Source organism: Falsiroseomonas algicola, from assembly GCF_011040385.1.
Lineage (GTDB): Bacteria > Pseudomonadota > Alphaproteobacteria > Acetobacterales > Acetobacteraceae > Falsiroseomonas > Falsiroseomonas algicola.
On sequence record NZ_JAAIKB010000003.1, the window covers coordinates 442,639 to 455,438 of the forward strand.

The following is a 12,800-nucleotide window of genomic DNA, read 5'->3' on the forward strand; positions in this document are numbered from 1 at the left end:
TAGGCGCCGCCGGGTGCTTCCCGACGGCCATCAGCCGCCGGGAGCCCCGCCTTGACCACCGAGACCGAACACCCCGCGCCGATCCGCCTCCTCGGGCTGGATTTCGAGGCGCGGGACGCCGATGCGGCGATGGCGCTGCTGGCGGCGCGTGATGCGGCCACGCCCTTCGCCTACCTCGTCACCCCCAATGCCGATCACCTGGTGCGACTGGCACGCGACCCCGCGCGCTACGGGCCGCTGTATCGTGACGCTGCCTGGCGGCTGATGGACAGCCGCGTGGTGGCGCGCCTCGCGCGCGCCATGGGGCTGCCGGCGCCGCCGGTGGTGCCTGGCAGCGACCTGACGGCGCGGCTGCTGGGGGAGGTCATCAGGCCCGACGATCCCGTCGCCGTGCTGGGCGGTGGTGCGGGCACGGTGGCGGCCGTGGCGCGCCGCTTCGGCCTGCGGCGCTTGCTGCACCACGATCCGCCGATGGGCTTCGATGCCGATCCCGACGCCTTCGACCGCGCCGTCGATTTCGTCGCGGGGTCGGGCGCGCGCTTCAGCTTCCTCTGCGTCGGATCGCCGCGGCAGGAGATGGTGGCGCGCGCCGTGCTGGCGCGCGGGAACGCCACCGGCACGGCGCTCTGCGTCGGCGCGAGCCTGCTGTTCCTGTCGGGGGAGGAGCGCCGCGCGCCACGCGCGGTGCAGCGCGCGGGGATGGAATGGGCGTGGCGGCTGGCGCGGGATCCGAAGCGGCTGGCGCGCCGCTACCTGGTCGACGACCCGGCCATCCTGGCGCTGCTGTGGCGGGAGAAGCGGTCGGGCCCGTAGACCCGTCCGGCGTCGCGGTGGGGCCTAGCAGGCTGCGGAAAAACGGGACGGGTAGGCTGGGAGGCGCCTTTCCGCGCAGGATTCGTCTGCCGCTCGCCACGATGCAACCACATCGTGTCTTCGCGTCATCCTTTCCTGCACGAAAATTCGCTCGCCCATCCTCAGCCGCCCGTTCTTCCGCAGCCTGCTAGAGGCCCGACAGCACTTCCCGCTTGAGGCGCTGCAGCGGCGTGCCGCGATGGGCGGCGTCCGTGCGCGCCAGGTAGGCGCGGCTGGTCTCGGTATGGCCGTAGAGATGCTCGGTCCCCGGCAGCGGGCGGAAGCGGCGCGCGAGGCCGAGCGCCGCCGGTGCCGCGCGCAGGCCCTGCGCGAGCACGCCGTTGCGCAGGCCCTTGGCCTGGTAGGCGAGGAAACGCGGCAGCAGCTCCGCCGGGTTCGCACCGTGCTTCATGGCGATGTAGAGGCGGTTGCGCACGAAGTGGAACCAGCGCGTGCCCGTCCAGGCGACACGCGCCTCCGGGCTCACCTTGTGCAGCACCGCGATGTCGCCGCGGTAGCGGATGGTGCGGCCCATGTTGATGAGGCGCAGCGCGAGGTCGTATTCCTCCCACGCGAAGAACAGCGCGTCGTCATAGCCGCCCGCGGCTTCGAAATCGTCGCGGCGCAGCGCGTGGCCGGCGCCGACATAGGTGGCGACGTCGAAGACCTCGGCCGAGCGCGGCAGCAGGGACTTGGGATAGCCCCAGGAGGAGAGGTCGTCCTGCCCGGTTGCATGCACCAGGATGCGGCAGGCGATGGCGCCGAGCTGCGGGGCCGCATCCATCGCCGCGACGGCGCGGGCCAGCGTGTCCGGCGTGGCGAATTCGGCATCGTTGTCGAGCGCGAACACCACGCGCGCGCGACCGAGCGCGGTGGCGCGGTTGCGCCCGCCGGCGACGCCGTGGTTGCGGTCAAGCCGCACCAGCGTCGCATCCGGCGCGCCCTGCACGGCGGCGCGCAGCCTGGCCATGGCGATGTCGCTGCTGCCCTGGTCGGCGATCCAGACATGCTTGCGGATGCCCTGCTGGGCGCGGGCGGAGGCGATGGCGGCGATCGTCTCCTCGGCCCGTTCCATCGCCAGGATGATGACATCGACGTCGACCGGCATGGGCGGTGCCACGGCGCCGGCGATGTGCTGAGGCGTCGGATAGGACGGGCGGTTGCTCATGGTTGTTTCCGTCATCTCGGGGGGAGCGCGAAATCGGGGGCGGGAATGGCCAGGTAGGCCATGCGCTTCGCCTCCATCCGGCCGCGCGTCACGGTATCCAGGATCAGGCCGCAGGCCAGCGACAGGAAGGCCAGCAGCATCAGGCCGGTGGAGAGCACGGCCGTCGGGAGCCGGGGCACGAGGCCCGTCGCCAGGAAGGTCTGGAAGACGGGGATGGCGATGCCGATGGACAGCAGCGCGAGGACCAGCGCCAGCAGCGCGAAGAAGGGGAGGGGACGTTCGCGGCGGACCAGCAACGCGATGGTGCGCAGGATGCGGAAGCCGTCCCGCCACGTGTTGAGCTTGGAGGCGCTGCCGGGCGGGCGTTCGCGATAGGCGGTCACGACCTCCCCCACCGGCATGCTGAGTTCGAGCGCATGGACGGTGAACTCCGTCTCCGTCTCGAAGCCTTCGGCCAGGGCCGGAAAGGACTTCGCGAAGCGGCGGGAGAAGACGCGGTAGCCCGAAAGCATGTCGGAGATGCGGTCGCCGAAGATCAGCCGCACGACACCCGTCAGCACCGCATTGCCGAGCCGATGGCCGGGGCGATACGCGGCCGCCGCCTCCGTGGCGCGCGTGCCCGTGACCATGTCGAGCCGTTCGTCCAGCAGCAGGCGGATCATGGCCGGGGCGGCGGCGGCGTCGTAGGTGTCATCGCCATCGACCAGGACGTAAACGTCTGCCTCGATGTCGGCGAGCATGCGGCGGACGACATGGCCCTTGCCCTGCAGCCGTTCCGTGCGGACCACCGCGCCGGCGGCCATCGCGGCGTCCCGCGTGCGGTCGCGGCTGTTGTTGTCGTAGACGTAGACGGTGGCTTCCGGCAGGGCGGTGCGGAAGCCGGCCACCACGCGGGGGATGGCCACTTCCTCGTTGTAGCAGGGGACCAGCACGGCGATGCGCGGTGCGGCGGGCGGCGCGCCGTCCCAGCCCCGGTCGGCCACCGTATCCAGGCGTTGCATCAGATCCATCCCCCCGCGGGCCATGCGGTCGCTACAGCGCGTTCCGCATGCAGGCCACCGCGAGCAAGGTGCGGAAGATGATCTGGATATCAAGCCAGGGCGACCAGCGTTCGATGTATTCGAGGTCGCTCTCGACGCGGCGGATGATCTGTTCCTCGGTGTTGGTCGGGCCGCGCCAGCCGCGCACCTGGGCAAGGCCGGTCAGGCCGGGCTTCACCTGGTGGCGGGCCGCGTAGTTGGCCACGACCTCATCGAAACGGCGGCCGGCCGCGCGGGTCCCGGGCGCATGCGGGCGAGGGCCGACGAAGGACATGTCGCCCTTGAGGATGTTGAAGAGCTGCGGCAGCTCATCGAGCGAGGTCTTGCGCAGGATGGCGCCGACCGCCGTGACGCGCGGGTCGCCTTCCTGCACCTGGCGGTCCACGTTGTAGTCCGCCGCGTGCGCATACATCGTGCGGAACTTCAGCACGTCGAAGGACCGGTCGTTGAAGCCGGTGCGGGGCTGGCGGAAGAAGATGGGCCCCGGGCTGTCCAGCCGGATGGCGAGCGCGATGAGCAGCATCGGTACCGCCGCGATGGCCAGCGCCAGGATCGCCATGGTGTAGTCCTCCACCACCTTCACCGCGGCGCCGAGGCCGGAGATGGGGCGGGCGCGCAGCAGCACAGGCCCGGTCGGCCGGCCGCCGGCAGGCAGGCGGTCGGCCAGCAGGTCGGGCGCGAGGCGGATCTCGACCGGGTAGCCCGACAACTCCTCCACCACCGCGGCGATACGGTCTTCGGCGGACCAGGGCAGGGCGAGCACCACCACCTCCACCTGCCCGGCACGGATCATGCTGGAAAGCTGGGCCATGCCGCCGAGCCGACGGAGACCGCCGGGCGGCGCCTCGCCGCCGATGCGGGGATTGCGATCATCGATGAGGCCGAGCAGGCGCAGCCCGCTGCCGCCTTCCGCCTTCATCTGCTGCGTGAGGCGGGTGGCCTGGGGGCCGGCACCGAGGATGACCGCGCGCTGTGCACTGCGGCTGCCATCCTGCCGCAGCAGCGCCGCGACGGCCGTGCGCCCTGCCAGGAGGCTGAAGGCGGCGAGCAGCGCCGTGGCGCCGAGCCAGGCGGGGTCGATGCGCTGCTGCGCTCCGAGGGTGACGCCGACCATCACCAGCACCACCAGCGCCGCAGCCAGCCCTTGCAGGGCGCGGGCACGCTGCGGGGCTGCGCGGTGCAGCGCGGCATGGTCATAGGCGCCCAGCGCGCCGCCGAAAGCGACGGCGAGGCCGGCCACCAGACCGGTCATGGCGGCATGGCGGGCGCCGGCGCTGCCGATAATGGCGTCCGCCAGCAGTCCGGCGCCGCCGATCGCGACGAGGTCGAGCAACACGACAAGGGCGGCCACCGCCACCGGGGGCAGGGGCGGGGACGCAACCTTCGCGGCCTCGGGCAGTGAGTCGATCCCGACGCCGGCGAGGAAGGGCGTTACGGTCCCGCCCCGGCCGTCATCGGGCGCGCGGCTGGGCTGGTTTCGCTTCGGCATGGAAGCGGCTCCGCTGGTGGCGTGGGCGGGAAGGGCGGGGCGCATGGGGGGGGCGGCCTGGGGGGTCGAGATGCGCATCCTGCCGTATCTTGTTCAGGGGCTATCGGTGACGGTTTCCGGGACCCTCAAGTCCCTTTTCCATCCACGAATACGTAACGTCGCGACAGGAGAAAGTTCCCGACCATGCCAGCCAGGGCGCCGGCCGCGACACCGATGACGGGGTGTTCAGCAACCGCCGGAACCCCCGCGACGAGCGCGGCATAGGTCCCGTAGTTGCACGCGAACCCGATCAGGTTGACGACAAGGAACAGCGCCCATTGCCGGGCTACCGGGCCCTGGCCGCGACCACGGAAGGTCCAGGCCCGGTTCAGGGCCCAGGTCGTTGTCGCCGCGGCGACATAGGACAGCGCCCGGCCGGAATAGAGGCCGAGGCCGACCGCCAGCCCCGCATAGAGCACGGCCGTATCCACGACGAAGCCGACCGTCCCCACCACGCCGAAGCGGAGGAACTGCATCAGGGTCGCAAAGCGCGCCGGCCCGAGGCGAAGGGCGAGGCGCTCGGTCAGCGATGGGACGGCGTGGTCGGACATGCATGCTCCTGCTGCACTGCAGCATGGTCTCTGGGCAACCCAGGCACAAACCACGGCATGGTGACCGAAAAGCGGCAGGGCGCCCCGGCTTGCCCGCGCCAGAGGTGCCTGCAACGCTCACGATCTGGTGGCTTGGATGAAACAGGGATGCGGATCGGGATCGTGGGCCTCGGCCATATGGGCGGGGCCATGGCGGGCTGGCTGGTGGGGACGGGCGCGGCGGTGACGGGCTTCGACCTGCACGGGCCCTCCGTCGCGGCGGCGCTGGAGAAGGGGGTCACGATCGCGGGGGCGGTCGCGAGCGTGGCGGCGCCGGTCGTCATCCTCTCCCTGCCGCAGGAACGGGCGGTGGAGGCGGTGCTGGCTGCCCTGCTGCCGGCGCTGGAGAAGGGCGCGGTGGTGGTGGACACCTCGACGCTCGATCCGCTGGCGGCGCGGCGCTTCCACGCGCTCGCGGCCTCCTTTGGCGTGGACTACCTGGATGCGCCGGTCTCCGGCGGCCCCGCGGGCGCGGCTGCCGGCAGGCTGGCGATGATGCTGGGGGGCGAGGCGGCGGCGATCGAGCGTGCGCGCCCGGTGCTGGAGCGGATGGCGGCGACCATCCTGCATGTCGGCGGACCGGGCGCGGGGCAGGTGGCGAAGCTCGTGAACAACCTGCTGGTCGCGACGCACCTAGCGGTGGCGGCGGAAGCGCTGCGCATGGGGGAGGCCGCGGGGGTGAAGGCGGAGGCGCTGCTGCCGGTGGTGAACGCCGCATCGGGCCGGTCCGCCGCGACCGAGGTGAATTTCCCGAAATGGATCATCAGCGGGGCCTTCGATTCGGGTTTCTCCGCGGGGCTGATGCGGAAGGACGTGCGGCTGGCGCTGGGGCTGGCCAAGGCGGTGGGCGTGCCGCTCGATGCCTGCGCGCAAGCGGCGGCGCTGTGGGAGGGGGCGGATGTGGTGGATGCCGCCGACTTCAACCGCGTGCCGGCGGCGATCCTGGCCGGGGAGGGCGCGTGATGGCGCAGGCGGCATTCGCGGCGGCGAGCGTCGCGGCGCGGGGCGTGGCGGCGCTGCTCGGCGGGCGCGTCGGCAGCGTGGTGGATGGGCAGGTGGTGGCGGGGCAGGGGAGCGCGATCACCCTCGATGACCCGGCCACGGGGCTGCCGCTGCTGGGCTATGCCGATGCGGGCGCGGCCGTGGCACGGGCGGCGGCGGAAGGCGCGGCGCGGGCGCAGCGCGGCTGGATCGCGCTGAGCGCGGCGGAACGGGGGCGGCGGCTCTGGGCGCTCGGCGCCGCCATCCGGGCGGAGGCGGAGGCGCTGGCCACGCTGGAATGCGCCAATACCGGCAAGCCGCTGCGCGACTGCCGCGGCGAGGTCGCGCGCGTGGCGGAGATGGCGGAATACTGGGCGGGCTGGTGCGACAAGGTCGAGGGCCGCGTCGTCTCCGTCCCCTCCGGCCATTTCGTGACGGTGCGGCGGGAGCCGATGGGGGTGGTGCTGGCCATCACGCCCTGGAATGCGCCGCTCTTCACCTGCGGCTGGAACGTGTTGCCGGCGCTGGCAGCGGGCAATGGCGTGGTGCTGAAGCCCAGCGAGTACACGCCGCTGACCTCCTGCGCCTTCGGGCTGCTGGCCGTGAAGGCCGGCCTGCCGGCGGGGCTGGTTCAGGTGGTGGCGGGCGCGGGGGCGACGAGCGGGGAGGCGCTGCTGGCGGCGCCGGAGGTCGCGATGGTGACCTTCGTCGGCGGCGCCGTCAGCGGGGCGCGGATCGCGGGCGCCTGCGCGGCGCGGATGATCCCCTGCGTGATGGAACTCGGCGGCAAGTCCGCCAACATCGTCTTTGCCGATGCCGATTTGCCGGCCGCGGTGCAGGGGGCGCAGCAGGCGATCTTCGCGGGCAGCGGGCAATCCTGCGTCGCCGGGTCGCGGCTGCTGGTGCAGCGATCCGTCCATCACCGCTTCGTCGAGATGCTGGCGGAGGCCTCGTCCCGGATCCGCCTCGGCGATCCGATGGATGCGGCGACGGAAGCGGGGCCTGTCTGCAACGCACGGCAGTTCGACCATGTGCGGTCGCTGGTGGCGGCCGGCGCGGCGGAGGGGGCGGACGTCTTCATCGCGCCGCGCGGCGCGCTGCCGGAAGCGGGGTTCTGGGTGCCGCCCACGATCCTGGCCGGCGTCACGAACGAGGCGCGGGTGGCGCAGGAGGAAATCTTCGGACCGGTCGTCGCGGCCATTCCCTTCGAGGATGAGGCGGAGGCGATCGCCATCGCCAATGCGACGCCCTTCGGCCTGGCGGGCGCGGCCTGGACGCGCGATGTGGGGCGCGCGCATCGCGTGGCCGCCGCGGTCCGGGCCGGCACCTTCTGGATCAACGGCTACCGCACCATCCATGTCAGCGTGCCCTTCGGCGGCTTCGGCGCCAGCGGGCATGGCCGCTCCTCGGGGCAGGAGGCGCTGGCCGCCTATACCCAGGCCAAGGCGGTGTGGGTGGAGACGGGGGTGGAGCCCGCGCTGGGGTTCGGGCATCGCCCGGCGGGCGTGGGAGGATGATCCGGCCGGCGTGGGGGGATGATCCGGCGGGCGTAGGGGGCGGGCGCGCAAACCCCCACCCCGACCCGCCCCGCAAGCGCGGGGGAGGGAGACGAAACCTCTCCCCTTGCATCCCGCCCGGTAACTCTGTTCCTTACGTGGGATTGAACGGGCGGGGCGGATCGATGCCTTGCCAAGCCATGCCGGGGGGCACCGAGGAACCATGAATCGTCGTCAAATCCTGACGGGGGCCGGTGCGGTCCTCGGCGCGTCCGCGATGGGGATGCCTGCCCTCGGGCAGGGCACCAGCGGGGCGGCCCGTCTGCTGAAGTTCATCCCGCAGGCCGACCTCGCCGTGCTGGACCCGATCCTGACCACGGCCTACGTGACGCGCCACCACGGCTACATGGTCTGGGACACGCTTTACGGCTTCGACCAGGACTACAAGCCGCAGCCGCAGATGGTGCAGGGCCACGTCATCGAGGATGACGGCAAGCGCGTGACCATGACGCTGCGCGACGGGCTGCGCTGGCATGACGGGGAGCCGGTGCGGGCGCGGGATTGCGTCGCCTCCATTCGCCGCTGGGCCGCGCGCGATGCGCTGGGCCAGGTCATGATGTCGGTGACGGACGAACTCTCCGCGCCCGACGACAAGACCATCCTGTTCCGCCTGAAGCGGCCCTTCCCGCTGATGTTCGAGGCGCTGGGCAAGCCCTCCACCCCCGTCGCCTTCATGATGCCGGAACGGCTGGCGAGCCAGGACCCGAACCAGCCGCTGCGTGGCGACCTGATCGGCAGCGGGCCCTTCCGCTTCGCGGCCAGCGAGCGCGTCCCGGGCGCGCGCGTGGTCTATACGCGGTTCGACGGCTATGTGCCGCGCAACGACGGCACGCCGACCTGGACGGCGGGGCCGAAGCGCACCTTCCTCGACCGCGTCGAGTGGCACGTGACGCCCGACCCCGCGACAGCCTCGGCCGCGCTGCAGAATGGCGAGATGGATTGGTGGGAGCAGCCGACGGGCGACCTGCAGCCGGTGCTGCGCCGCAACCGCAACGTGGTGCTGGAGATTCCGGACCCCACCGGGCTGATGGCGGTCGCGCGCTTCAACCACCTGCATGCGCCCTTCGACAAGCCGGCGGTGCGACGCGCGCTGCTGGGCGCCGTCAACCAGGCGGACTTCATGACGGCCGTGATCGGCACGGATCGCAGCCTGTGGCGGGAGAATATCGGCTTCTTCCCGCCGGGCACGCCGCTGGCCTCCGATGTGGGGCTGGAGGCGCTGACGAGCCCGCGCGACATGGAGAAGGTGAAGCGGGACCTGGCGGCCGCCGGCTACAATGGGGAGAAGGTGGTGCTGATCGCAGCCTCCGACTTCCCGAGCCTGAATGCGCTGGCGCAGGTCACGAACGACATGCTGCGGCGCGCGGGCATGAATGTGGACTACGTGGCGACCGACTGGGGCACGGTGGTGCAGCGGCGCGCGAGTCGGGAGGCGCCGGAGCGCGGCGGCTGGAGCATGTTCTGCACCTTCTGGGCGGGTGTGGACATGTTCAACCCGGGCGTCCACCAGAGCCTGCGCGGCCACGGCCAGGCCGCCTGGTTCGGCTGGCCGACGATCCCGCGGATCGAGGAACTGCGCGGCGCCTGGTTCGACGCGCCCGACCTGGCGGCGCAGCAGGCGATCGCGCGGCAGATCCAGGAAGTGGCCTTCCAGGAAGTGCCCTACCTGCCGCTCGGCCAGTATTTCCAGGCGACGGCCTACCGCCGCGGCATCAGCGGCGTGCTGAAGGGCCTGCCGCTGTTCTGGAATGTGCAAAAGGCCTGAGCATTTCCAGCGCGGGGAGCGACAACTTCCCGCGTGTTCCGGCTTGCGGGATGGCGCATCCCCTGTTCTCATCCCCCGCGACAGGGTGATCGGGAGAACAGGGCAATGCAACGCAGGAACCTGCTGAAGGCAGGGGCGGCGATGGCCGGCGCTTCGGCGCTGAGCCACGCCGCCATCGCGCAGCCCGCGCAGAACCGCGTGCTGAAGATGGTGCCGCAGGCGAACCTGACGAGCCTCGATCCGATCTGGACGACGGCCAACATCACGCGCAACCACGGCTACATGGTGTATGACACGCTCTACGGCATGGATGCGGAATTCCGCGCCCAGCCGCAGATGGCGGAAGGGGCCGTGACCAGCGATGGCGGCCTGCGGGTCACCATCACCATCAGGTCGGGCATGAAGTTCCATGATGGCGAACCGGTACGCGCCATCGACTGCGTCGCCTCGCTCGCGCGATGGATGAAGCGGAGCCCGATCGGGCAGAAGCTGGAAACCTTCGTGGATGCGCTGGAAGCCAGTGGCGACCGGCAGATCGTCTTCCGGCTGAAGCGTCCCTTCCCGATGCTGACCTCGGCGCTGGCGCAGGTGTCGAACAGCCCGGCCTTCATCATGCCGGAGCGCCTGGCGCGCACCGATCCCTTCCAGCAGATCCGGGAGACGGTGGGCAGCGGGCCCTTCCGCTTCGTGCCTGGGGAATTCAACTCCGGCAGCCTCGCCGTCTATGCGCGCAACGCCGACTACAGCCCGAGCCCCGTCGGCACGCCGAGCCTGACGGCGGGGCCGAAGGTGGTGCATTTCGACCGCGTCGAGTGGCACATCATCACGGATGCCTCGACGGCCGCAGCGGCGCTGCAGACGGGTGAGATCGACTGGTACGAGCAGCCGCCGCCCGAGATCCAGATGCTGCTGCGGCGGAACCGCAACGTGGTGGTGGAGGCGGTGGACCCGCTGCCGCTGATCGGCATCATGCGGTTCAACCACCTGCACCCGCCCTTCAACGACAAGAAGATGCGCCAGGCGCTGCTGCCGGCGATCAGCCAGTCCGACTTCATGAGCGCGATCGTGGGGCCCGATGCCTCGCTCTACATGGAGAATGTCGGCATCTTCACGCCGGGTACGCCGCTGGCGAATGATGCGGGGCTGGAGCCGTTGAAGGGGCCGCGCAGCGTCGATCGCGCCCGCGCACTGATGCGGGAGGCGGGCTACACCAACCAGCTGACGCGCCTGATCGGGCCCACGGACATCCTGGCGCCATCGGCCATGACGCAGGTGGGCGCGGATCTGCTGCGGCGGCTCGGCTTCAATGCCGACAACGCCTTCAGCGACTGGGGCACGACGGTGACGCGGCGGACATCGCGGGAACCGGTGGAGCGCGGCGGCTGGAGCATGCTGTTCACCAGCTTCTCCTCCTTCGACTTCGTCGATCCCAGCGCGCATTTCCCGCTGCGCGGCAACGGCGCCAATGCCTGGCCGGGCTGGCCGAACATGCCGCGGCTGGAGGAGCTGCGCGACGAATGGTTCGTGGCGCCGGACCTCGATGCGCAGAAGCGCATCGCGCGGGAACTGCAGACCGTCGCGATGGACGAACTGCCCTACATCCCCGTCGGCGCCTACATGTCCATGACGGCGCATCGGCGGAACCTGGCGGATCGCGTGAAGGGCATGGCGCTGTTCTGGGGGCTGCGCCGCATATGATCTTGCGTGCCTGACAGCAACCCGGTGACGGAGGCGGCGATGATCGGACGGCGTGGGCTGATGGCGGCGACGGCCGCTGGTGTCGCGATGCCGAGCGTGGTGGGCGCGCAGGGAGGGGCCGCGCGCACGCTGCGCGTGATCCCGCAGGCGAACCTCACCTCGCTCGATCCCGTATGGACCACCGCGGTGGTCACGCGGAACAACGCCTTCATGATCTACGACCAGATCTGCGCCCAGGACGGCAAGGGCGAGATCCGGCCGCAGATGGCGGAGGGGTGGGAGATGAGCGACGATCGCCTCTCCGTCACCTTCACGCTGCGCAGCGGCCTGGTGTTCCATGACGGGGAGAGGGTGACGGCGCGGGACTGCGTCGCCTCCATCGATCGCTGGTCGAAGCGCGATCCCTTCATGCAGGTGCTGCAGCCCTCGGTGGCGGAGGTGGCGGCGCTGGACGATCGGCGCTTCCGCTTCCGACTGCACCGCCCGGTGCCGCTTCTGCTGGCGGCCCTCGGCCAGACGCAGTTCCCCTGCTTCATCATGCCGGAACGCATCGCGCGCACCGATGCCTTCACCCAGGTGCGGGAGGCCGTGGGCAGCGGGCCGTTCAAGTTCCTGCCGAATGAGTGGAACCCTGGCCAGCGATCCGTCTGGGCGAAGCATGACGGCTACGTGCCGCGGCAGGAGGCGGTGGATGGCCTGGCCGGCGGGCGCGTGCCGCGGATCGACCGCGTCGAGTGGACCGTCATCACCGACCCCGCCACCAGCGCCAATGCGATGATGCTGGGGGAGCAGGATTACTGGGAGTATCCGCTGCACGACCTGCTCGGCCTGATGCGACGCAACCGCGACCTGGTGGTGCAGCAGAGGCTGATGGATGGCACCTACGGCATCGCGCGCTTCAACACGCTGCATCCGCCCTTCAACAACCCCGCCATCCGCCGCGCCGTCGCCATGGCGGTGGACCAGCGGGACTACCTGACGGCCGTCGCCGGCAGCGATCCCGCGGGCTGGGGCGCCTGCGAGGGTGTCTTCACCTGCGACACGCCGATGGCGAATGAGGCAGGGAGCGAGATCCTCAAGACCCGCAACATCGACCGCGCCAAGGCGGCGCTGGCCGCCGCCGGCTACAATGGCGAGCGCGTCGTGCTGATCGCGCCGGGCGACTATCCGCAGATCAACACGCTGTCGATGGTGACGGCGGACCTGCTGAAGCGGCTCGGCATGAACCTGGAACTGGTGGCGGCCGATTGGGGCACGCTGATCCAGCGGCGCACGAGCAAGGAGCCGGTGGAGCGCGGCGGCTGGAGCATCATCCACACCACCTCCTCCGGCCAGTCGCTGACCCTGCCGGTGACGCATCTCTTCCTACGCGCCAACGGGCCGAATGCCTGGTTCGGCTGGCCCGATGATTCGGAGATCGAGCGGCTGCGCGCGGAATGGGTCGCGGCGGGCGATGCGGCGGAGCACCGGCGGATCGCGGAGGCGCTGAACCGGCGCGCGATGGAGACGATGCACTACCTGCCGCTCGGCTACTACTGGCAGCCCAGCGTCTGGCGCCGCAACGTCACCGGCGTCTTCCGCGCGCCGGCGACGGTGTTCTGGAACATGGGCAAGGCGTGACG

The 12,800-nt window shown here is 71.2% G+C and carries 10 protein-coding genes; 6 read left to right on the forward strand and 4 right to left on the reverse strand.

The window, feature by feature from the left end; translation table 11 throughout:
- The first annotated feature begins 51 nt into the window (after positions 1–51).
- A complete protein-coding gene (locus G3576_RS10685; RefSeq protein WP_235951729.1) occupies positions 52–813 on the forward strand; it encodes a WecB/TagA/CpsF family glycosyltransferase in 762 nt (253 codons plus the stop codon).
- 187 nt (positions 814–1,000) lie between these two features.
- Here G3576_RS10685 and G3576_RS10690 read toward each other — a convergent pair whose 3' ends face one another.
- The 4 genes from G3576_RS10690 to G3576_RS10705 all read right to left on the reverse strand — a co-directional run bounded on the left by G3576_RS10690 (position 1,001) and on the right by G3576_RS10705 (position 5,139).
- Positions 1,001–2,020 carry a glycosyltransferase family 2 protein gene (locus tag G3576_RS10690; RefSeq protein ID WP_164694366.1) on the reverse strand — a complete coding sequence of 340 codons (1,020 nt, stop codon included), beginning with the start codon at positions 2,018–2,020 and terminating at the stop codon, positions 1,001–1,003.
- Between the two features lie 11 nt (positions 2,021–2,031).
- Positions 2,032–3,021 carry a glycosyltransferase family 2 protein gene (locus G3576_RS10695; RefSeq protein WP_164694367.1) on the reverse strand — a complete coding sequence of 330 codons (990 nt, stop codon included), beginning with the start codon at positions 3,019–3,021 and terminating at the stop codon, positions 2,032–2,034.
- Between the two features lie 31 nt (positions 3,022–3,052).
- Positions 3,053–4,549: an exopolysaccharide biosynthesis polyprenyl glycosylphosphotransferase gene (locus G3576_RS10700; protein WP_164694368.1), complete on the reverse strand. Its 1,497-nt coding sequence runs from the start codon at positions 4,547–4,549 to the stop codon at positions 3,053–3,055.
- A 125-nt stretch (positions 4,550–4,674) separates the two neighbouring features.
- Positions 4,675–5,139: a GtrA family protein gene (locus G3576_RS10705; RefSeq protein WP_235951731.1), complete on the reverse strand. Its 465-nt coding sequence runs from the start codon at positions 5,137–5,139 to the stop codon at positions 4,675–4,677.
- Positions 5,140–5,196: 57 nt separating this feature from the next.
- On the opposite strand from G3576_RS10705, the gene G3576_RS10710 reads away from it, so the two are divergent.
- From G3576_RS10710 to G3576_RS10730, 5 genes are all read left to right on the forward strand, one after another.
- Complete coding sequence (locus G3576_RS10710; protein ID WP_164694369.1) at positions 5,197–6,141, forward strand: NAD(P)-dependent oxidoreductase; 945 nt, start codon at positions 5,197–5,199, stop codon at positions 6,139–6,141.
- Positions 6,141–7,676, forward strand: a complete 1,536-nt coding sequence (locus G3576_RS10715) for an aldehyde dehydrogenase family protein (protein WP_164694370.1) — start codon at positions 6,141–6,143, stop codon at positions 7,674–7,676. Before G3576_RS10710 ends, G3576_RS10715 begins: the two co-directional genes overlap by 1 nt.
- 202 nt (positions 7,677–7,878) lie before the next feature.
- On the forward strand, positions 7,879–9,480 hold the full coding sequence (locus tag G3576_RS10720; protein WP_164694371.1) for an ABC transporter substrate-binding protein: 1,602 nt from the start codon (positions 7,879–7,881) through the stop codon (positions 9,478–9,480).
- 105 nt (positions 9,481–9,585) lie between these two features.
- The gene (locus G3576_RS10725) at positions 9,586–11,178 is read left to right on the forward strand and encodes an ABC transporter substrate-binding protein (protein WP_164694372.1); all 1,593 of its coding nucleotides are present in this window, start codon (positions 9,586–9,588) and stop codon (positions 11,176–11,178) included.
- A gap of 6 nt (positions 11,179–11,184) precedes the next feature.
- Positions 11,185–12,798 (forward strand): ABC transporter substrate-binding protein, encoded by a 1,614-nt coding sequence (locus G3576_RS10730; protein WP_328728859.1) that lies wholly within the window; start codon positions 11,185–11,187, stop codon positions 12,796–12,798.
- Positions 12,799–12,800 lie beyond the last annotated feature (2 nt).

Bases quoted from the DNA above. Each gene is read 5' to 3' on its own strand.
- G3576_RS10715 (WP_164694370.1), top strand. From the start codon at position 6,141: ATGGCGCAGGCGGCATTCGCGGCGGCGAGCGTCGCGGCGCGGGGCGTG.
- G3576_RS10720 (WP_164694371.1), top strand. From the start codon at position 7,879: ATGAATCGTCGTCAAATCCTGACGGGGGCCGGTGCGGTCCTCGGCGCG.
- G3576_RS10700 (WP_164694368.1), bottom strand. From the start codon at position 4,549: ATGCCGAAGCGAAACCAGCCCAGCCGCGCGCCCGATGACGGCCGGGGC.
- G3576_RS10690 (WP_164694366.1), bottom strand. From the start codon at position 2,020: ATGAGCAACCGCCCGTCCTATCCGACGCCTCAGCACATCGCCGGCGCC.
- G3576_RS10705 (WP_235951731.1), bottom strand. From the start codon at position 5,139: ATGTCCGACCACGCCGTCCCATCGCTGACCGAGCGCCTCGCCCTTCGC.
- G3576_RS10725 (WP_164694372.1), top strand. From the start codon at position 9,586: ATGCAACGCAGGAACCTGCTGAAGGCAGGGGCGGCGATGGCCGGCGCT.
- G3576_RS10695 (WP_164694367.1), bottom strand. From the start codon at position 3,021: ATGCAACGCCTGGATACGGTGGCCGACCGGGGCTGGGACGGCGCGCCG.
- G3576_RS10710 (WP_164694369.1), top strand. From the start codon at position 5,197: ATGGTGACCGAAAAGCGGCAGGGCGCCCCGGCTTGCCCGCGCCAGAGG.